The sequence below is a fragment of the unidentified bacterial endosymbiont genome (assembly GCF_918797525.1).
Lineage (GTDB): Bacteria > Pseudomonadota > Gammaproteobacteria > Enterobacterales > Enterobacteriaceae > Enterobacter.
Genome location: NZ_OU963893.1, coordinates 4,733,711 through 4,751,920 on the forward strand (window position 1 = coordinate 4,733,711; position 18,210 = coordinate 4,751,920).

Annotated in this window: 19 protein-coding genes and 9 pseudogenes; 7 read left to right on the forward strand and 21 right to left on the reverse strand. The window is 55.1% G+C overall.

Annotation, left to right across the window (positions count from 1 at the left end):
* Positions 1–17: 17 nt before the first annotated feature.
* From tnpB to NL510_RS22605, 5 genes and pseudogenes are all read right to left on the reverse strand, one after another.
* Entirely contained in the window at positions 18–365 is a 348-nt protein-coding gene (gene tnpB / locus NL510_RS22585; RefSeq protein ID WP_052908738.1) for an IS66 family insertion sequence element accessory protein TnpB, read from the reverse strand.
* Positions 362–739 carry an IS66-like element accessory protein TnpA gene (gene tnpA, locus NL510_RS22590; protein ID WP_253380548.1) on the reverse strand — a complete coding sequence of 126 codons (378 nt, stop codon included), beginning with the start codon at positions 737–739 and terminating at the stop codon, positions 362–364. The genes tnpB and tnpA overlap by 4 nt, the downstream gene beginning before the upstream one ends.
* A 395-nt stretch (positions 740–1,134) precedes the next feature.
* Positions 1,135–1,518 carry a hypothetical protein gene (locus NL510_RS22595; protein ID WP_253380550.1) on the reverse strand — a complete coding sequence of 128 codons (384 nt, stop codon included), beginning with the start codon at positions 1,516–1,518 and terminating at the stop codon, positions 1,135–1,137.
* Positions 1,519–1,643: 125 nt separating this feature from the next.
* Positions 1,644–1,892, reverse strand: coding sequence for an ogr/Delta-like zinc finger family protein (locus NL510_RS22600; protein WP_064767481.1), 249 nt, complete (start codon positions 1,890–1,892; stop codon positions 1,644–1,646).
* Between the two features lie 39 nt (positions 1,893–1,931).
* Positions 1,932–3,069 (reverse strand): annotated as a pseudogene (locus NL510_RS22605) (phage late control D family protein).
* A 152-nt stretch (positions 3,070–3,221) separates the two neighbouring features.
* Between NL510_RS22605 and NL510_RS22610 the strand changes: the two are divergent.
* The 7 genes and pseudogenes from NL510_RS22610 to NL510_RS22640 all read left to right on the forward strand — a co-directional run bounded on the left by NL510_RS22610 (position 3,222) and on the right by NL510_RS22640 (position 8,901).
* Positions 3,222–4,403: a phage tail sheath subtilisin-like domain-containing protein gene (locus NL510_RS22610; protein WP_253385072.1), complete on the forward strand. Its 1,182-nt coding sequence runs from the start codon at positions 3,222–3,224 to the stop codon at positions 4,401–4,403.
* Positions 4,404–4,919 carry a phage major tail tube protein gene (locus tag NL510_RS22615; protein WP_006117904.1) on the forward strand — a complete coding sequence of 172 codons (516 nt, stop codon included), beginning with the start codon at positions 4,404–4,406 and terminating at the stop codon, positions 4,917–4,919.
* 48 nt (positions 4,920–4,967) lie between these two features.
* The gene (locus NL510_RS22620) at positions 4,968–5,285 is read left to right on the forward strand and encodes a phage tail assembly protein (RefSeq protein ID WP_253380552.1); all 318 of its coding nucleotides are present in this window, start codon (positions 4,968–4,970) and stop codon (positions 5,283–5,285) included.
* A gap of 5 nt (positions 5,286–5,290) precedes the next feature.
* Positions 5,291–5,446: a GpE family phage tail protein gene (locus NL510_RS22625; protein ID WP_032424037.1), complete on the forward strand. Its 156-nt coding sequence runs from the start codon at positions 5,291–5,293 to the stop codon at positions 5,444–5,446.
* Positions 5,433–7,274 (forward strand): annotated as a pseudogene (locus NL510_RS23135) (phage tail tape measure protein); the annotation flags it as partial. The gene NL510_RS22625 and the pseudogene NL510_RS23135, both read left to right, overlap by 14 nt.
* A 105-nt stretch (positions 7,275–7,379) precedes the next feature.
* Positions 7,380–8,401 (forward strand): annotated as a pseudogene (locus tag NL510_RS23140) (phage tail tape measure protein); the annotation flags it as partial.
* A 13-nt stretch (positions 8,402–8,414) separates the two neighbouring features.
* Positions 8,415–8,901, forward strand: a pseudogene (locus NL510_RS22640) (phage tail protein).
* A gap of 153 nt (positions 8,902–9,054) precedes the next feature.
* Here the strand turns inward: NL510_RS22640 and NL510_RS22645 are convergent.
* From NL510_RS22645 to NL510_RS22720, 16 genes and pseudogenes are all read right to left on the reverse strand, one after another.
* Positions 9,055–9,330 (reverse strand): annotated as a pseudogene (locus NL510_RS22645) (tail fiber assembly protein); the annotation flags it as partial.
* Positions 9,331–9,450: 120 nt separating this feature from the next.
* Positions 9,451–10,434 (reverse strand): phage tail protein, encoded by a 984-nt coding sequence (locus NL510_RS22650; RefSeq protein ID WP_253380556.1) that lies wholly within the window; start codon positions 10,432–10,434, stop codon positions 9,451–9,453.
* A pseudogene (locus NL510_RS22655) lies at positions 10,424–11,037 on the reverse strand (phage tail protein I). Before NL510_RS22655 ends, NL510_RS22650 begins: the two are co-directional and overlap by 11 nt.
* Positions 11,038–11,043: 6 nt before the next feature.
* Positions 11,044–11,924 (reverse strand): annotated as a pseudogene (locus NL510_RS22660) (baseplate assembly protein); the annotation flags it as partial.
* Positions 11,911–12,279: a GPW/gp25 family protein gene (locus tag NL510_RS22665; RefSeq protein ID WP_021312601.1), complete on the reverse strand. Its 369-nt coding sequence runs from the start codon at positions 12,277–12,279 to the stop codon at positions 11,911–11,913. The pseudogene NL510_RS22660 and the gene NL510_RS22665, both read right to left, overlap by 14 nt.
* A complete protein-coding gene (locus NL510_RS22670; protein ID WP_253380559.1) occupies positions 12,276–12,857 on the reverse strand; it encodes a phage baseplate assembly protein V in 582 nt (193 codons plus the stop codon). Before NL510_RS22670 ends, NL510_RS22665 begins: the two co-directional genes overlap by 4 nt.
* Positions 12,854–13,492, reverse strand: a complete 639-nt coding sequence (locus tag NL510_RS22675) for a phage virion morphogenesis protein (protein WP_236906395.1) — start codon at positions 13,490–13,492, stop codon at positions 12,854–12,856. The genes NL510_RS22670 and NL510_RS22675 overlap by 4 nt, the downstream gene beginning before the upstream one ends.
* Positions 13,485–13,954 (reverse strand): annotated as a pseudogene (locus tag NL510_RS22680) (phage tail protein). The gene NL510_RS22675 and the pseudogene NL510_RS22680 overlap by 8 nt, the downstream one beginning before the upstream one ends.
* 101 nt (positions 13,955–14,055) lie before the next feature.
* On the reverse strand, positions 14,056–14,268 hold the full coding sequence (lysC, locus tag NL510_RS22685) for an Rz1-like lysis system protein LysC (RefSeq protein ID WP_436298748.1): 213 nt from the start codon (positions 14,266–14,268) through the stop codon (positions 14,056–14,058).
* The gene (locus tag NL510_RS22690; RefSeq protein ID WP_160622716.1) at positions 14,165–14,602 is read right to left on the reverse strand and encodes a DUF2570 family protein; all 438 of its coding nucleotides are present in this window, start codon (positions 14,600–14,602) and stop codon (positions 14,165–14,167) included. The genes lysC and NL510_RS22690 overlap by 104 nt, the downstream gene beginning before the upstream one ends.
* Positions 14,599–15,144: a lysozyme gene (locus NL510_RS22695; protein WP_097471237.1), complete on the reverse strand. Its 546-nt coding sequence runs from the start codon at positions 15,142–15,144 to the stop codon at positions 14,599–14,601. The genes NL510_RS22690 and NL510_RS22695 overlap by 4 nt, the downstream gene beginning before the upstream one ends.
* The gene (locus NL510_RS22700) at positions 15,128–15,352 is read right to left on the reverse strand and encodes a phage tail protein (RefSeq protein WP_366518889.1); all 225 of its coding nucleotides are present in this window, start codon (positions 15,350–15,352) and stop codon (positions 15,128–15,130) included. Before NL510_RS22700 ends, NL510_RS22695 begins: the two co-directional genes overlap by 17 nt.
* Positions 15,353–15,419: 67 nt before the next feature.
* A pseudogene (locus tag NL510_RS22705) lies at positions 15,420–15,619 on the reverse strand (tail protein X).
* Complete coding sequence (locus NL510_RS22710) at positions 15,619–16,143, reverse strand: head completion/stabilization protein (protein WP_253380565.1); 525 nt, start codon at positions 16,141–16,143, stop codon at positions 15,619–15,621. The pseudogene NL510_RS22705 and the gene NL510_RS22710 overlap by 1 nt, the downstream one beginning before the upstream one ends.
* Before the next feature lie 98 nt (positions 16,144–16,241).
* Positions 16,242–17,099, reverse strand: a complete 858-nt coding sequence (gpM, locus tag NL510_RS22715; RefSeq protein ID WP_253380567.1) for a phage terminase small subunit — start codon at positions 17,097–17,099, stop codon at positions 16,242–16,244.
* Between the two features lie 45 nt (positions 17,100–17,144).
* Positions 17,145–18,194, reverse strand: a complete 1,050-nt coding sequence (locus tag NL510_RS22720) for a phage major capsid protein, P2 family (RefSeq protein WP_253380569.1) — start codon at positions 18,192–18,194, stop codon at positions 17,145–17,147.
* Between the last annotated feature and the right edge of the window lie 16 nt (positions 18,195–18,210).

Genomic DNA, 18,210 nt, shown 5'->3' on the forward strand with positions numbered 1-18,210 from the left:
AACCAGGATAAAGAGCGCTACAACATGGTCAGGGACGTCAGTAACCGCTTTGGCTGTCGCCAGTCGATACCTTCCATCAGCATCGCCAGCTGCGCCGGCGTCAGGAACACTTTGCCATCGCGGGCTGAGGGCCAGGCGAAGCGACCACGTTCCAGTCGCTTTGTCAGCAGGCACAGCCCGTCACCGGTGGACCAGAGCAGTTTGACCTGACTGCCGCTGCGTCCCCGGAAGATGAAGACGTGGCCGGACATCGGGTCATCTTTCAGCGCGGTCTGCACCTTTGCGGCCAGGCCGTTGAAGCCGTTACGCATGTCGGTGATACCGGCAACCAGCCAGATTTTAGTACCTGAAGGTAGCGGGATCATCGCTTCAGTTCCTGTATCAGCAGAGCCAGGAACGTTTCGCTGACAGTGCCGTTGAGGCGAAGCGTCCCGTGCCGGAACGTTACCTCACAGCTGATACTGAGCCCCGGGTCTTCTGCGAGCGATTCTGGCTGTACGGCAGTGGCATCGAGAGTCACAGGAAGTAGCAGAGGACTCTCTGAGGAAGGTAACAGTAGCTTTCCGTCGCGCCACTGCTGGCGCCATTTAAATAACAAATTGGCGTTGATGCCGTTTTCAAGCGCCAGTTTTGAAATGGATATTCCGGGTTTGCAGGAGGCAGCAACGAGCTGCTGCTTAAACTCAGGAGAATAATTAGGGCAGCCCTTACGCCTGCCGGGGGTCACATTTTTCTGCATATCTGACACTTTGGTTCCCACTACTTATTTGGTGGACACCACTTTGTCGAATACATCAGATTATGACCAGACGGTTCGCGCTGTACGCTTACCTACATTGTGTCCACGCTCGGCATAAAATGAGTGTGGAATGTCCACAAAGTGTCCACATTTAAGGGTGTTACCGGGTTTAGCTGGGTTTTATTCGATTTATTAAGGGACTGAATAGCCTATGATTCATCTGTAAGCTATTGAAAAAAAACCCCCACATCATGTGGGGGAAGACAGGGATGGTGAAGAAATTCAGCCAGTAACACAATGGAATAAAAGGATTTATTCTAATCTTCGTCTACATTTTGACTACACTTCGACATAAAAAAGCCGGGCTTCTGCCCGGCATCTTACCGAAACATCCCTCACTCATCAGGGCCGCAGTTGTCTTTGTATGACGCTGGCACTGGATCACTAAACCGGGTGTAGATCTTCTTCTCCGTTACAGAGTAGGTGACCCCCTTAGAAAACGTGCCCTTTGATTTCATGCTTATTTTCATTAGGAACGGTGAGAATCCCTCGTAAGCCCCAAAACCATTTTTTGCATTAATCTGGCCGCAAACATAGCCAGTGATAGTCCCATCAGGTGAATCCTCACCCTGAACAAATCGAAGATATCTAAACTTTACGCTATCTGGATCCCTAACATCTGCTGCAACTTCTGACTTACCTAGTTCAACAGCTTTTTCAGCGCCGGGCTTACATCCAACGAGAGAAACCAAAGCCAGTATTAACAACACCTTTTTCATATCCCTATCCCATCATCGCTATTAATATGCTGACCGATGTTATCAAAGATATTTTCTCTGGAAAAAGCGTTTTGCTTGAAGTTGCCCCCGCACTGAATGGATTTACGGGGGCACTTTGATGGTGGTCAGAGGGCCAGATTAAGCTGGTCTCTGCCGTAATGTGATGCCGGGAAAGCATCGCGCGGGATGAAATCAGGCGGTAACGGTGCAGTGCCCGCACGTTTTGTTACTTCCCTTTCTACGCTGTTAAGCGTGGTGAATGACCGGCTACATTCCAGATTCTGACACTGGTGATATTGCCGGATAGTCATATCGGTTATTTTACGGCTGGTACGGGTGCGGGCCATAGCGCCGCAAAATGGACATCTGAACATAATGATGGCTCCCCTGTGGGAGTTGAACTCCATTTCATTTTATTCAGTTTCCGCTATCCAGTCAGGTATTTTTGCTTCCAGCTCCAGCCGGGTGGTAAAACCGCTGTCGTCTATTACGTGCTCAGCGCGGGCAATAATCCAGTCCTGATTATCTATTTCATCCTTAAAACCGCTAACCGTAACGTGCATTTCGGGATAAAGCTCAGCGCGGCCACGCGCCAGGGTGATTGAAAACTCTGCCGCGCCACGCTGAAGCTGTTGCCACTTTGCCGCTGCCGCACGTTTCGCCGCCTCTTCATTCTGGTAGGTTTTGCGCAGAACATAAACGTTACCGTCTGCGCCCCTCCATGTAATCGCCCTCACGGCTGCTGCTCTTCTCTTTTTTGGGCTTTGCAGGCTTGCGGCGCTTTACGCTGACCTTTTTCTTTTTGCCGAAATTGAGATCCAGCCAGTAAGCCCGGACGCCGGTATAGGCATCCCGATCGGCAATACGAAAGCGATGCCGATCGCCACTTGTGCGATCAATACTGGCAGAGGGGAGCGCCTTCCCGTCAGCGGTCACACCACCACCCGGCAGGATAAACAGCAGACTGCCGTTCTTGACGGTGGCAATTGCGCCCAGCATGTCCGCCATGCGAGTAAGGAATGACATATCGCTTTCCTGCGTCTGGTCGGCGTGATCAATCTCAATATCTATGAGCATTTCACTGATCTGCGCCTTCAGTCCGTAGCGGTGCGCTATTGCCGACACAACTCGCTCAACGGTCACGTCATGCCATGAGACTTCGCGCTTTACGTTGAATTCTTCACGAAAATCAGCGCTGCGGGCAGTAACGCCAATGGTATCTGCCGGGCCTTCGTGAGAAACCTCGTCAACCGTGTACAGCCCCTTGTAAATCAGCGGCTCACCCAGCCAGCCAAATGATACGGCAAGCTCAGCCCCGCGCGGCGGCAGTGCAACCATACCGTCAGTGTCATCAATGGAAATGGATAGCTGATCGGCATCAAAGCCCCTGTTGTCCGTCAGTGACAACGACATGATCCGATCATCAAGCTGCGTCAACACCTTGCCGCCCATCGTAATACTGAATCCCGGACTTTTTACCGCCTCGGTCAGTGAATCGTTATAACTGCTGACGGCGTCGTTAAGTGATTTGCTCAGGTCTGTAAGTGCCATGCTTCCCCCTTCTTCCGGCGAAGGATCGCACGCGCGCGGAAGAGTCAAAATCGGTTTTTGTTGTCGCCGTCCGGTCAGACCCGCAATAGCGTGAGTGGCGGTCAGACATGAGGGATTATCACAGCGAACTCAATAACGTAATGGTGGAAACTATGGCGGAATCTCGCTTTCATGGTGCCCGCATCCGGGAGAATACCGACCTTGTGGCGGCTATCAATGACATTGAATCGAATGTCATTGGGGTCGTCGCCGTGGCGGATGATGCCGATGCGGAAGCCTTTCCCCTGAATACCCCCGTGTTAGTGACGCGGGTTAACAACGTGCTGGGTAAGGCGGGTAAAACCGGCTCCCTGTACAAAACGCTTAAGGCCATCGCTGACCAGACCAGTCCGAAGGTTATCGTTGTGCGCGTGGCAGCGGCCACGGAAGAGGAAGGCGGTAAAACGCAGTCGCAGCTCATCATGGGCGGTACGGCTGAAGACGGCAGCTATACCGGTATGTACGCGTTTCTGACGGCTGAACAGAAAGTCGGCTATCGTCCGCGTATTCTGGCTGTGCCGGGATACGACACGGAAGAAGTGACCTCCGCGCTGTGCGTTATTGCACAGAACCTGCGCGCGTTCGTCTACGCCAGTTGTTACGGCTGCAAAACGATGGCTGAAGCCATCACCTATCGCGCAACCTTCGCCTACCGCGAACTTATGCTTATCTGGCCTGATTTCATCGCCTATAACCCGCTGACCGGAGAAAACGAAACCTTCCCGGCCCCGGCGTATGCCTGCGGCCTGCGTGCGCTGATTGACAACAATCAAGGCTGGCATAAATCGCTTTCCAACGTATCAGTCAACAACGTGCTGGGTATTTCTCAGGATGTTTTCTGGTCGCTTCAGGCAGAAGACAGCGACGCGAACGAACTGAACAACAAGGAGATCACGACGCTCATCAAGCGTAACGGATTCCGGTTCTGGGGAAACCGCGTCACGGATACCAAAGATTACATCTTTGAGGTTTATACCCGTACCGCCCAGATTCTGGCTGACAGCATTGCGGAAGCGCAGTTTGAGGCCATTGACGAACCGCTTACCCCGGCCAACGTCAAGGACGTGGTCAGCGGTATCAGCGGGAAACTCAGCTCGCTGGTGACGCAGGGGCGGCTAATCGGCGCTGAATGCTGGTTTGATATCCTGGATAACCCGACAACCGGGCTTCGACAGGGTCAGGTGCGCATTCGCTATAAATATACGCCGGTTCCGCCGATGGAGGATCTGACGATGTACCAGACCTTCACTGATGAATACTTTGAATCGGCGTTCTCTTCGCTGGGAGGTGCATAAATGGCGGTCCCTCACAAACTGCGCCTGTTCACCTGCTTTGTGAACGGCAGCAATTGCATCGGCAAAGTATCTTCCGTAACGCTGCCAAAGCTGACACGCAAGACGGAAGATTTTCAGGGCGGCGGGATGATTGGATCCGCAGCTGTGGATCTCGGTCTGGACAGTGGCGCGCTGGATACCACGATGGTGGTTGGCGGTCTGGTTCAGTCGCTTCTGCTGAACTACTGCGGCGATATCGACGAGACCCGCTTCCGCTTCGCCGGTGAGTATTACACCGATGGTGAAAGCCTGCTGGTTGAGGTCGAACTGCGTGGCCGCATCACCGAAATGGACGGCGGTGAAAGCAAGCAGGGAGAAGACACCTCCGTCAGCTACACGATGAAGAACACCTATTACAAGCTCACCATCGACGATAAGCCGTTGTTTGAGTTTGATCTGCTGAACTTCATCTACAAGAAAGACGGCAAGAATATCTACCCTGACCGCATTACGTCTGCGCTGGGAATGGGTAACTGATTAACCTGATAAGTGGCGGCACACCCGTGCCGCCCGGAGTATTCAACAATGAGCAAAAAAAACGATAACACCATTACGCTGGCAAAACCCGTTGTTCGCGGCGATGAGAAAATTACTCAGGTAACGATCACTGATGAGATCAAACAGGCTGGTTCCCTGCGCGGACTGAAGCTGGTTAACGTGATGAATATGGATGTTGATTCAGTGGCGGTACTGCTGACCCGTGTAACGTCACCGCGCCTCAAACAAACCGAAATCAACGAAATGGATACCCGTGATTTTGTCAGCCTGTCAGAAGCGCTCGTCCCTTTTTTGACGCCTGCGGGGTCTGGAGCGTCGAGCGAGGCGGAGACGGAGAATCAGTAACACTCCTGCGGTTCGACCTGATCGACGATCTGGTTGCTGATATCGCGGTTGTTTTCAACTGGCCGCCCTCTGAAGTCTTCACGATGGAACTGGGCGAAGTCATAGCCTGGCGTGAGCGGGCGGCTGTCCGAAGTGGAGCCAGTGACAGTGAAAAGCCTTAATATCCGCGTCGCGTTCAGCGCGATCGATAAACTTACCCGCCCGGTCAATGCCGCCCGCCAGAGTGCGGGCGGTTTGTCTGAATCCCTCAAAAAAAACGCAGTCCAGCATTAAAGATCTGGACAGTCAGTCCCGTACATTCAACCGTCTGCGCGACAGCGTGCAAAAAACCTCCCGCAAAATTGACGACGCCAGCCAGACGCTTGAAGGGCTGAATCAGGCGCAGCGGGAAGGCTCACAGCTTACAGACAAGCAGAAAGCCCATATGGCAGCGCTGGCCGCAAAGCTGGAGCGCCTTAACTCTGCCCGCACGCAGGAAATGGTTAAGCTGCGCGCCGCCTCACAGGCGCTGCGCAGCCACGGTGTTTCGCTGGTCGGCAGCGATCGCACCATTCAGAGCGCCATACGCCGAACCGAACAGTACAACCAGACGCTTGAGCGGGAACGGCGACAGCTTGCCGCTGTCACGCAGGCACGTGCGCGCTACGACCAGATGCAGCAAACGGCGGGCAAACTTCGCGGCGGTGGCACGATGGCCGTTGCGGGGGCCACTGCTGCCGGTTACGTAGCGGGACGTTTCTTATCCCCTGCCGTTGGGTTTGATCGGGAAATGTCCCGCGTGCAGGCGCTGACCCGCATAGATAAAAGCTCCGTTGACTTTTCGGCACTGCGTGACCAGGCCAAAAAGCTGGGCGCTGAAACGCAGTTCACCACAACTGACGCCGCCAGCGGGCAGGCATTTCTTGCAATGGCCGGTTTCACTCCGCAGGCCATTCAGGCCGCACTGCCTGGCGTGCTCAATATGGCGCTGGCCGGTGGTATGGATTTAGGTGAAAGCGCCGATATCAGCTCAAATATCCTGTCTCAGTTCCGCCTCGACCCTAAAGAAATGGATCGCGTCAGTGACGTATTAACTGGCGCATTTACCCGTACCAACACCGATCTGCAAAATATCGGTGAGGCGATGAAGTACGCCGGGACAGGCCTTTCCAGTCTTGGCGTAAGTGTTGAGCAGACAACAGCCATGATCGGCGTGATGGCAAACGTTGGTTTGCGCGGGAGTATCGCCGGTACAGGATTACAGGCCGCGTTTTCACGCCTTGCCGCCCCAACCGGCAGGGCCAAAACCGCGCTCAAAGAACTGGGCGTAGACGTTGCTGACGCCACGGGGAAAATGCGCCCTGCTGAAGAGGTTCTCACTGAACTCTATAAAAAGATCAGCAAGTACGGTGATACAGACAAACTCTCTTTCTTTAAAGATATTGCCGGTGAAGAGGCGTCAAAATCATTGCAGGCACTGGTTATGTCGGCCGGGAGCGGGGAACTCCAGAAGCTACTGGAAGCACTGAAAAACGCCAAAGGTGAGGCACAGAAGGCCGCAAAAATAATGGCGGATAACCTTGATGGCGATCTCAAGAATCTGGACAGCGCCCTGGGAAGGTTTCCGCATTCAGATTAACGATCTTGTCGATAATCAGCTTCGCGCCCTGACTCAGGGACTGAGTGATGTTGTGGGAAATATGACGCAGTGGGCTAAGGAGAATCCGAAGCTTGCCCGATCCCTGCTGGTTGTCGGCGGTAGCGTTCTGGCGATGACCGCCGCCATTGGCGGCACATCACTGGCGATCGGACTACTGATGGGGCCGCTGGCTAAACTCCAGCTAGGTTTTACCCTGCTGACAGGGGGGTAGAGGCATAGCCGGAACGGTTGCCGCTCTACGAACACTCGGCACGGCTTCCGGCCCGGCAATGGCAAGCGTGCGCGGATGGGGGCCAGTTCTCGGCTCGTTAGCAGGGAAAATGCGGGGAGTTTCAACCATCATCCCCGCTATGCGTGGCACACTTATGGGAGTATTTCTTGCACCTGGTGCCGCGCTGGGAATGCTGGCTAAAAACATCGGAATGCTTGCTCTTCGCCTCACGGGTTTTACGACCATATGGAGCATTATCACAACTGCTGTCTCTGTGCTTGGTACTGCGCTGTCACTGCTGTTGAGTCCGATTGGCCTGATAGTAGCCGCGTTTGTTGCTGCCGGGGTTCTTATCTGGCGCTATTGGGATCCTCTTAAAGCATTTTTTGCGGGTGTATTTACCGGCATCATGGAAAGACTGGCCCCGTTACGTGAGACCTTCGCGCAATTCAGCCCTATCTTTGATGCGATAAGCAGCGCTGTTAGCCAGGTCTTTAACTGGTTCAAATCTCTACTTTCCCCGATGGAGTCCAGCAAAGAAACGCTGGATAAATGCGCCAGTGCTGGTGAGGTGTTCGGCAATGTCCTGGGCGGTGCGCTCCAGCTTGTCCTGGCTCCCGCAAAAATGCTGCTGGATACATTAGCTTGGATCCTTGAAAAGCTCGGCGTTCTGCCAGATGAGGCCGAAAAAGCCAGGAAGAAGATCGAAGATGCACAGCGCATGGCTGTTCTTCAGGACAAAGTTGCCCTTCTTCAGGGAGATATCGCGAAGGTTGCACCGAAAAAAGTTGAGGTGAATAACGTTCCGCCTGGCGCACCGCAACCCACATCACCGCTGACCGGCGATAACGGCACTATGCGCCGGTTGCAGAATATCGACAGCAACACCAAAGCGACAGCCGACAACACGAAGAAGATCGGCCCGGCGATATTGTATTTAAAAACCTGCCGCGTGCGCTGGCCGTTCGTGGGGAATGGAAGGAATCACAGCTGGCCAGCACGGTCAGGAACAACGGGTTAAGCGCACGCCCCGCAGTGGCGGCAGCATCGCTTCCCGTTAAACAGGCTGAACTGCTGCCAGTCAGCCGCAGCGCCAGCAATATACCGGTTGCCACTGGCGGCTTTACGGGAGAAATCCACGTACACCTACACGGCGTTGACCGACAGGACGCGCGCGAAATTGGCCGCATTGCTGCCGACGCGGTGAATGCCGAAATGGCCCGCCTTGCGCGGCTCAATCGCGGCAGCTTCAAAGACAGAGATTAAGGGAAGCAGCATTATGATGATGATATACGGAATGTTCGTTTTTGAACTGAAGACGCTGCCTTACCAGCAGCTACGGCACTCACTGAACTGGCGGCATGTGAAGAATGACCGTATCAACCGATCGGCAAAATGGCAGTACATCGGCGCGGGGGAGACACAGATCAACCTGGACGGAGTGCTTTACCCTGAAATTACAGGCGGTGACGTGTCTCTTACCGTTCTGGCAACGCAGGCATACACCGGCGTCCGTGGCCTTTAATCAGCGGCGCAGGGCAGATTTACGGCATGTATGTACTGACCGGACTACAGGCCACGCACACAGAGTTTGACCGCTACGGGAAGGCGAAAAAGATAGAGTTTTCGATCAGCTTCCAGCGCTGCGATGAAGACCTGCGCGAACGCCTGCAAGGTCGTCTGTTGGCGATTTACTCTCAGGGCTGAAGGATAAAGCCACGTCCGCCTACAACTCTGCCAGTAGTACGCTGTCTGGCCTGTTCTGACGGAATCCACATAAAACTAAAGCGGGCATTTGCCCGCTTCATCTTCCGGAACACATCGCCATAATTGACAGTGCTGCAGCACCGTTAAAAATGACTGTACTCGATACATATGACCAGCACGGTTAAAACGACCATGCGTGCCGGAATGCAAACTTATTCCGGCTTATCCGGCCAGGTGATATCCGGTGCTTTCGACGTATCAATCTCCTGAACAACCTGTACGTACTGCATCCATTCAGTAAGTTTCGCCTTATCCTCTGGAGTAATAATTCCCAGCATTAGCTGGGTCTGCCACATCTGCGTTACATTGTTGGCCTCTGCGATTCGGGACGCTTTTTCTGCATCAGCTTCTGCAATCAATTCTTCCTGAGTTGGTGCAGGAATATCAATTAACTGCGGCAATCCCTGATCATCGCTGGCCATACCTTCCCCGCTGGCGTCTGCTGCGTCTTAAACGGATGATTATCATCTTCAATAGCAACGCATCCGTTTAAATCATGGATACCCGGCAACGCCTCATTGTTATCGACTGGATTCCAGTACCACATATTAATATCCCTCCGCGACGTAATACCCTGCAAAAGATGAGCCATAACTTGTTATTGGTGACGAACTGAGTGTTACCTCCATTGTCGCCATATTGAATCCGGTAAAGCCAATTTGCGCCGGGTTTGCAAATTCAAAGTTATTAGAGGTATTCCCGTTCTCCGTGACATACAGTCCATCCAGCCGTGACGTAAAACTTATCGGAAAATTAACCCTCACTCCCTGCGCAGGTACTGGAATAGCCAGCGGGCTGCTGGTTATCCAAGAATTTCCGACGCGTTTATAACCATCGCTGTAAGTTTCATACCACCCGTTCGCATTCGTGCCCTTGCTAACCAGATAGCGCGGCGTTGCGGCCAGACCGTCAATCCCTAAATTTTTCAGCGCAGCCGTCTTAGCCGCTGTGCCTGCGCTGGCGATTTCTTCAAAATTCTTAGAGACCTGCAAATACTGAGTATGCGGATTATCAGCAGCAACGTGTTCCGCGAGAGCCTGATCGACATACGCCTTCACTTCAATAACAGCATCATCAACATATTTACGGGTTGCCAGCACAACGGACGGATCGATTTTCAGCGTCACAGCTTCAGTGCTGCTGACAATCAGGATCACGCGAATAACCTGCACGCGCCCGCTACCTTCCTGCAACTGCGGTTTATAGGTCTCTGCGCAGTTGGCAACCGCAATCATATCGCCATCTTTATCAAACAGGCCGATTTCACGGATCCACCACCCGCCCACGCCTTCCGGTATGACCTGTTCAGCAATAATCTGGTTGGTGTTTACCGGGTCAATAGTCAGCATGTTCAGTTGCGCGCGGCGCAGCTCATGCGTCAGCGCCGTTTGTGCCGGGTTCGGCGTCGGCAGCACGCCGTTGCCATCGCCCACAGCCATCTGGGTGATCTCAACCTGCGCACCCAATGCCGTGGCGTTTGCCAGTTTTGCCGCCCCGATATTGGTTAACAGGGCAAAATATTTAGTCGCCACTTGCGATCTCCACGGTATCAATTAAATGGACTGCCGCGCCGGTGTAATCGCCACCGCCCACGGATATGGTTTCAGGAAAATAAGGGTAAACGGTCAGCGTATCGCCGATATAACATCCCGCCCCGGCTTCGATATAGCCCTGCGACTGAAGCGAAAGAGACAGGCCAGTAAGGTGGCGGCTTCTCGGCTTGGCATCATCAATAAGGCGCTCAAGCTCAAGATAAGTTTCCTCCGTAATCCCTGTTCCTGAATGCCGATTTCAAGCCTGAAGGTTCCCGGCTCTTCGCCGCCCTGCCACCACTCGATCACGCGCAGCAGAAAGCCGAAAGGTTCAACGACGCGGCGCAAAGCGGAAATGGTGCCCTTCTGACGGTGAACCAGCCAGGAGGCTTTAATCACCTGTCGCTTGGTCTGTTCTGACCAGTTTTTATCCCAGCGGTCAACAGACAACGCCCAGGCGAGATAAGGCAGAAGATCAGCCGGGCATTCGTCCGGGTTCCACAGCTTGCGCAGGTCAACAGGAATATCGGTAAGCCTTTCAGTCACCTTCTCCGTACTGCGCATAAAACCGCTGGCCGAAGGCGGCAGCATGTTGTTATTCATCGGTGCCCCGGTCTCAATTGTGAAGGATTCACACCGCGCCGCCTGCGTATCAGCGATCACAATATCGCTGGCAGGCTCCAGCAACTCCACCCTCTGTACACCCTGAACATGCAGCGCCGCCATAATGGCTGAGCGGGCAACGTCACGGCCAATCTTACCCTGCTGATTCAGCCAGGACTGAAGTGCGTCCTGCGCGGCGGTATGGATAGGTTCAGACTCAGGGCCGGGGTAGAAATACAGCAGCGCATTGATCTGATAATTCACGATCTCTGCGGCCTGAACGGTCAGACGATCGGCAACGGGGCGCTTATCGTCAGCAGACAGCGCCTTATCCACCGTCGCCAGCAGTTCTGCGCTGGCAGTGCCGTCGCCTTCGGTGGACAGCACAGAGACCACCACCACGGCAGGCGACGGGCTGATCGCTTTGGCGTCCGCCACTTTGCCGCTGGCACTTTTGGCAAAATATTCATATGCGCCGGTTGGCCCCGCCACGCTTAGCCCTTCAAACGCAGCCTGCGCCCGCAAACGCAGTGCGGTATCACTTTCCGTTACCGCGTCAGTGGTTGCCGTCTCCGGGGTGATGATCAAACGCTCGGTGTTCAGGTTGCCCGCGAGGTTATCAAGATCGGACGATACGGCATGGCTCAACATACATGCAGCCGCACCGTCATTAATCCGCTGCCTGAGCATCATTTCACGGTAGGCAACCACCTGGGCGATCACGTTCAGCGGTTCGGATTCCAGCTCCAGCGCGGCGGCAACAGACGCCTGCTGTTCCTGGGGAATGCCGCCAGCAAGACGGCTTTGACCTCGCTGAGAATGACTTCAAAGTCCAGCACTTCGATAATTTGCGGCTGCGGTAGCTGCGATAAATCAACTGTTGCCATTGCTGCCACTCCTTAGCGTCAGCGCACTGCCTGCCGTCTGCATGGTTTCGGTGATAATGCCGACCAGTTCAGCGGTAACAGCGCCATCCTTTGAATAACTGATATTGATGCCGTTCAGGGCAATACGCGGCTCCCACATCGTCAGGGCGATCACCGCCGCACTCATACATTGCAGGCGCGTCACTTCGTTCTGTGGTTCATCCAGCAGATCAGGGATCATGCTGCCGTAGTCCCTCCGCATAACCCGGCTTGCCAGCGGCGTGGTCAGTATGTCGCGTACTGAATTCCACAGCTGATCGGTGTCTGTTAGCTGGCCCGTGCCGTCCGGGTTCATCCCGGTATAGCGAACTGTCATTTCGGCCCCCCGGTGTTGCTGCTGCCACCCTGCACACCACCATGCACGTGCGAATGAACCGTCACCCCGTTAGACGAAAGCGATCCGCCAGAATGGGTAACATTGCCCTTCATCGTGCCGCCCTCCGACAGTTCGAACGTCCGCGCTTTCAGATGGTCGGTGCATTCTACGATCGGCGTTTCAAGCGTGACGCTGGCAGAGGCTTTGATATGTGCGGTCTTCATGCCCTGCGCTTCCAGCGCGCTGGCCTCTGCGTCATAGCGGAAAGAGGCACCGTCCGGCGCTGTCAGCACAATCTCTTTCAGGCTGCTGCCCGGCGCAGGGTGGTCACTGCTGTAGAGACTGCCGATAATGACCGCCGTTTCAGGGTTGCCACCGATACAGCCCAGCCAGACCTGCTCACCCACGGAAGGCGGCACCCAGATACTGAATGCCCCGGCGCGTGTGGTGTTCCAGCGCAGCCAGTCGGTCTGAAGCTCGCCGCTTTGCACGCGCACGCGCCAGCTCTCTTCATCAACGGCAATAACGACACCGACGCGGAGGATATTTTCCAGCAGGCGGATCAGTTCAGCGCTCATCGTGCGGCACTCCCCAGGCTGTTAACCACCTGTTCTGTAATCATCTGTTCATCGCCAGCGGTAAAGCCCAGCAGCTCACGCACAGGATATTTAGCAAAGGCACCCGGCCCGACCTGATCGCGCTGGCCGTACTGGTGCACACGCGCAATGCGTGCGGCCACGCCGTCATAGCCCACGGTTGTACCGCCTGCATCAGCGCGCATTTTGAGAAAGCGATAACTGCGCAACCGCTGAAACATCGGCACCTTCTTCGCAGTGCTGCGGCGCACTGAGCGCGTATTGATCTCGATGTAACGCTCAATATCGCTGCGGTAAAACGTGCGAATATCGTTGCGCTCTTCGTCAAAGCCGGTAATGGTTCGCCCGTATTTTCCCCGGCCACCGTGCCAGTTTTTGAGGCGGCGGATCTCCCCCTGCCAGACAAACACAATGCCCTGTTGAGAACGCAGCACCCGGCGACGGCGGGCAGGATATGGCGAACCTTCCGGGTTTTGCTGGGCTTTAATGCGCTGTTGCTGGCTCTTTCGCAGTGCCTGACCAACAGCGCGGGCGGTGCGAACACGTCCGGCCTGCGAGGTGCCCGCCAGTATGTCGCTGAATACCTGATCCAGCTCACGGAAGAGATCGTTACTCATGCGCGTCTGCCTCCCACGTCACATCCTTAAAGATGACGCTCCAGTCGCCGTCCGCTGACGGGATACGCGGTTTCGGTTCCGGCAAATGCTCCGCGCGAGGAATACCGTTTGCATCCAGAGTGACCTTCACGCGCTCGCGCAGCGGCATTTCAAAAAGAATGTCGGCGGTGTCGTCGTCGTTGATAAGGGTCGTAAATTTAATGTTCCGGTTCTTCTCCGGGTTCAGCAGCAGATCGGGCTGGTTGTGCCAGAGCCATGCCATTAACGGCAACGTGAAATCATCAATATCACCGGCAAAATTCATCACAAACAGCACCAGGTATAGCGGTACATAAACGACGGCGTTTCGCCGGTAGTCTCGATATTCCCTTCTTCCACAAAAACGGTGAAGGCTTCAGGATTGGCCCTGCACCATTTGTTAGCGCGGGTCAGGGTCTCGCGCAGTGAGTCAGCTTTCAGCATGGTGATACCTTCTTAACGCCCGAAACGTTCAATCGCGCCCGCAATGATCAGCAGATAAATAAGCGTCCAGTAAGGGTGAGCGCTCAGGTAGTCGAATAAGGTCATGGTGTGGCCCTCGCATGGTCAGTCAGTCTTTTCAGGCGGCGCAGATCGAGATCGGCTATCGCCGCCTTATCGGCGTTGCAGGTATCCAGCGCATCGCGCAGGCGATCACTCCAGATAGCTATTGCGCCCCACGTTACCGGGGCGGTCAGTTCCGGCGCTGGCGTTGCTGCCATCAGGCTTTCCGGTACCGGCTCGTGCACGATTTTCATTTGCGGCTGCGGCGGTACGGTGTTGCAGGCTGTTACTGACAGAAGCAGGAACAACAGTACTGGCACACGTATCGTCTTTGATGGCATCGCGCATATATTCACGTCGCTGTTCTCCCAGGGCGTTTCTTTGCTGTTCGGTTGCCCGCAACTGTGCAAGGACTTCGCGGGCGTCAGCAGTCAGCGCCCGCAGCTCATCCAGTACCTCACCATTACTCTTCACCTCGCGGGAAAGTGCTTCATTGCGCACGGAGTCTTTACCGCGCTGATGTGTCTGCCAGAGCAGGCCACCAGAGGCCAGCGCTAGTAGCGCACATAAAATGGCTGTAATCTTCACTTAACAGCCTCCACGTCACGCAGGCACCACGCCTTAAAATCCGTTCTCCGGTTAACCAGCCCCTGGCTGCGTTTACCGCCGCTGTTCACAAAGTCTGTCAGCCGGTTACACATCGCCTGCCATTCATGCGCCTGTGCCTTCTTCCAGATGGTCGTGCGCTGCTTTCGCTTCTGGCCGTCCGTGAACCACATCAGGCCAGTACACCCTACATTAAGACCGGCATCCGTCATGGCCTCAAAGGCAGACTGCGGCATATGCGCGCCTTCAAAATTCTGGTTAATGCAGTTTTCAGCGTGCCGCATATCGTTAATCCAGCGACCGGCGATCTCGCTGTCGCTGTACTCACGCTTTTCAACACGTCCCGTCGAACCAATTCCAACCGTCAGCACGCCAGCCGTGCAGTAGTAGGGCGTATTCCGGCAGTCTTCCCAGCCAGCAATCTTCTGCTGGCCTTCAGGCGTTGTGCGCAACGCGCCCGGACTCAGCGTGATACCCAGCGCAACAATGGCTGCAATGGAGCATTTTTTAATAAGCTGTTTCATCTTCCGGCTCATTCTGTTGCAGGAGGTCAAGCGCCCGGCGCTCTGAGCCACTCATCTGCCTGTGTTCTGCCTGCTCAAGGATCTGGTTAATCAGTTCGTTGCGACGCTTCTGCCCCCGTTCGATGCGGGCGCGATAGAGCCATCCACGGGCACCAAAAACCATCCCGACGAGAAGACCAGCCAGCGCAATCTTTTCGCTCAGTGTCATAACGCCGATACTCGTGACCATCGCTGACATCGTGAATGTCAGCCAGTCATTCAGCGCTGAAAAAAACTTAATCCCATAGCTGCACCATCTCCTGTGTCGCTTTACGCGCGATTTCCGGCAGTTCAATCTCCTGACCGGCATCAAGAAAAACCTGCTGGCTCAGTCCGGGATTGGCAGATAACACTTTTCGGTCACGCCCTGCGTGGTGCCGTAGTGACGCCAGCAAAGCAAATCCACCGTATCCCCCTGCAATGCCTTCACTTTCATCAGCAAAGCTCCGCATAGAGGCGCGGGGTGTCGCGAATGTCGGCGATACTCCAGCGGGCATCCCGCCAGAGATCATCCCGTTGCAGGTCAAGTGCAGCGGCGTCTTTGTCGCCTTTCGCCGTGGTATCAACGTCGCGATAGCCTTCAAGTACCAGCGCCCTGGCAATCGAATACACTGCGCGGCGGAAGCGGTAGACCTTCACGTTTTCACCGTTGATAACCAGCTTTTCCGTCTCACCTGACGGCAGGACGGAAGGCACATCTTCCAGAGAGTGAAAGCCTGCGCTGACCTGACTGGCGCGCCAGTCCAGCAACTGTGCGGTGACATGGGCTACCGCTTCCGTGGTGACGTGCATCAGCCTGGACGTGGTGATACCACCTGTGATGCGCGCGGCCAGACGGAGATCGGCGAGTTTAATCACCGGCCAGAAGTCCCCGGCACTGACGGTGGTATCGCCATCATCAACATCGGGGGTATCACTGTCGGCAGGCAACACGCGCTTATTTGCCACAAGGCTGCTCATGCACTTATCTCCCATAAATCAGGCGGTGGGCGGGTGGTTAAAAGACCGTAAACGGGCAGATATCCACCCGCGCCGCCTGTCGGACGGGGCCGAAGCCGTTAATTCTTTTTCTGGCTGGCAGGCTTGCGCTTTGTCGTTTTGCCTGTTGCCGTCTTAGTCGTGGTTTTACGCGCCGTCGCTTTACCTGCTGCGCTGGCGGTGGTGGTCTTTTCAGGAACAGGCCCTGCAGTACCGTCAGTTTTGTCGGTGCTGGCCGCGTCGCCTTCACCCGTGCCGCCATCCGCAGACAGCTTCTTAACCTCACGGGCAAGCGTGGCAATCTCTTTTTTCACACCGGCATTAGGGTTGCGCGTCAGCGCCTCACGGAACAGCGCCAGCGCTTCCGCTTTGGTCGTGATATCAGTCGCGCCACGGCGGGCAAGCGCACGGGCCTTGCACAACTTGGCGCGTACCACATCCGGCATATCACTGTCGGCGACAATCTCCGCCACTTCATCAAGCACTGCGGTACTGGCCGATAAATCAGCATCAGTATCAGCAGCCGCGAGCGTCAACAGTGGCTTGCTCATTTCTTCGGTCAGGAATGTTGCTGCCGTGCGGTTGAAGTTATCCGGCAGCGTCAGCCCGTGGCGCACCACATAGCGCCCCAGCCTCAACGCAAGCGCATAGTCACGACAGTCAATCGCCCAGACCATCAGCCTGGTAATGACTTCATCCTGCCGCCCGCTGTCGCCGTCGAGCGTGCCTTCAATCCATCCTTCGTATTCAGGCAGCATGGATTTTTTCATTTCGGCTTTGGTTTCTTCGGACTGCACGCCGCTGAGGCGGGACAAGTCCATACGCAGGCGATGCAGAATTTGCTCATGCGCGGTGCGCTGGATATCGGATTCTTCATCCGCCTGGCCCCGGCGCTCTGCCATGACCTTCTGAAAATGTCGTTGTGCCGGTGTTAACATCGTCACTTCTCCCCGTCATGGCGGGGCAATGCCCCGCCGCTTCTGTCACTCGCCTGCCGGTTCGGCCTGGGCGAACTGAATGCCGTCAATGAACGCAACATTGCCGTAGTCTTCAATGACGAAGTCATCGTTTGACGACTGATACGTTGCGACACGGTTGTATTCCGGCTCTTCTTTGATCGTCCGGCGCAGACCGCCACGCTGGTAGTACACCGACAGGTTTTTGAACGGCGTGATCAGCACGCCATTTACCGGGAAGTAAGGCGCGATAAAGGTCGGCATATTGCCTACGCGCTCCTGCGCGACAATCAGCTGACCGGCCAGCATTTCGGTATTCGGGTTGGTCTGGCTTAAGGCGTTGATGGCCGAGAAATTACTGCTCGTCAGCAGGTCACCCGCCAGAATCACTACGTTATCCGGGTTACGCTTGTGCCATTCATCCATCAGGCTGTTTTTGGCGTCGTACACCGCAGCGCCAATGTTGCCGTAGGTGCCTTTTGCGACAACCTTGTTATCTTCATCGCGCGAGGTGATCGTCACATTGGAAATAACGCGGTGCGGCGCTTCCTGGCGGATCTTTTCCAGCCAGCCAATACCACAATCCTGCAACAGCGGGTTTGCGGCACGGTCAGACGGGTCGCTGTACTTCACGCCGTTAAAGCCAATCATGATGCGGTCAAGCGACATCTGGCGGGCCATTGCCTTACTGATCAGCGGCTGGAACTCCGGCATGTGCGCCCACGCATCAAGCTGTTCATAGCTGATGCCGTAGTCATAGTTGACCTTGCGGCACATGTAGTCGAACGGCTCCATTGAATGATTAGAGCCAGGGTTGCGACGACTGGTGACGCTGTTGTTTACGCCAGCCATCGGGCCTTTACTGCCGATCAGGACTTTCTGTCCGATCTGCTGGTTGACGCCAAACACGTTAATTTTGCTCAGGAAAGAATCATCCTGCTGCGCGGCCTGCTCAAGGCGCTGCTGACGCGTCGGGTCTACAGCGAATTTTGCAGCAACAGCGGCGGTGGAAACGCCGTTTAGCTGTGCCTGCCGGGCGATGTACTGATCAAATAGCTGGCGGGTATTGTTATCCATGTTCTCTGCTCTCTTT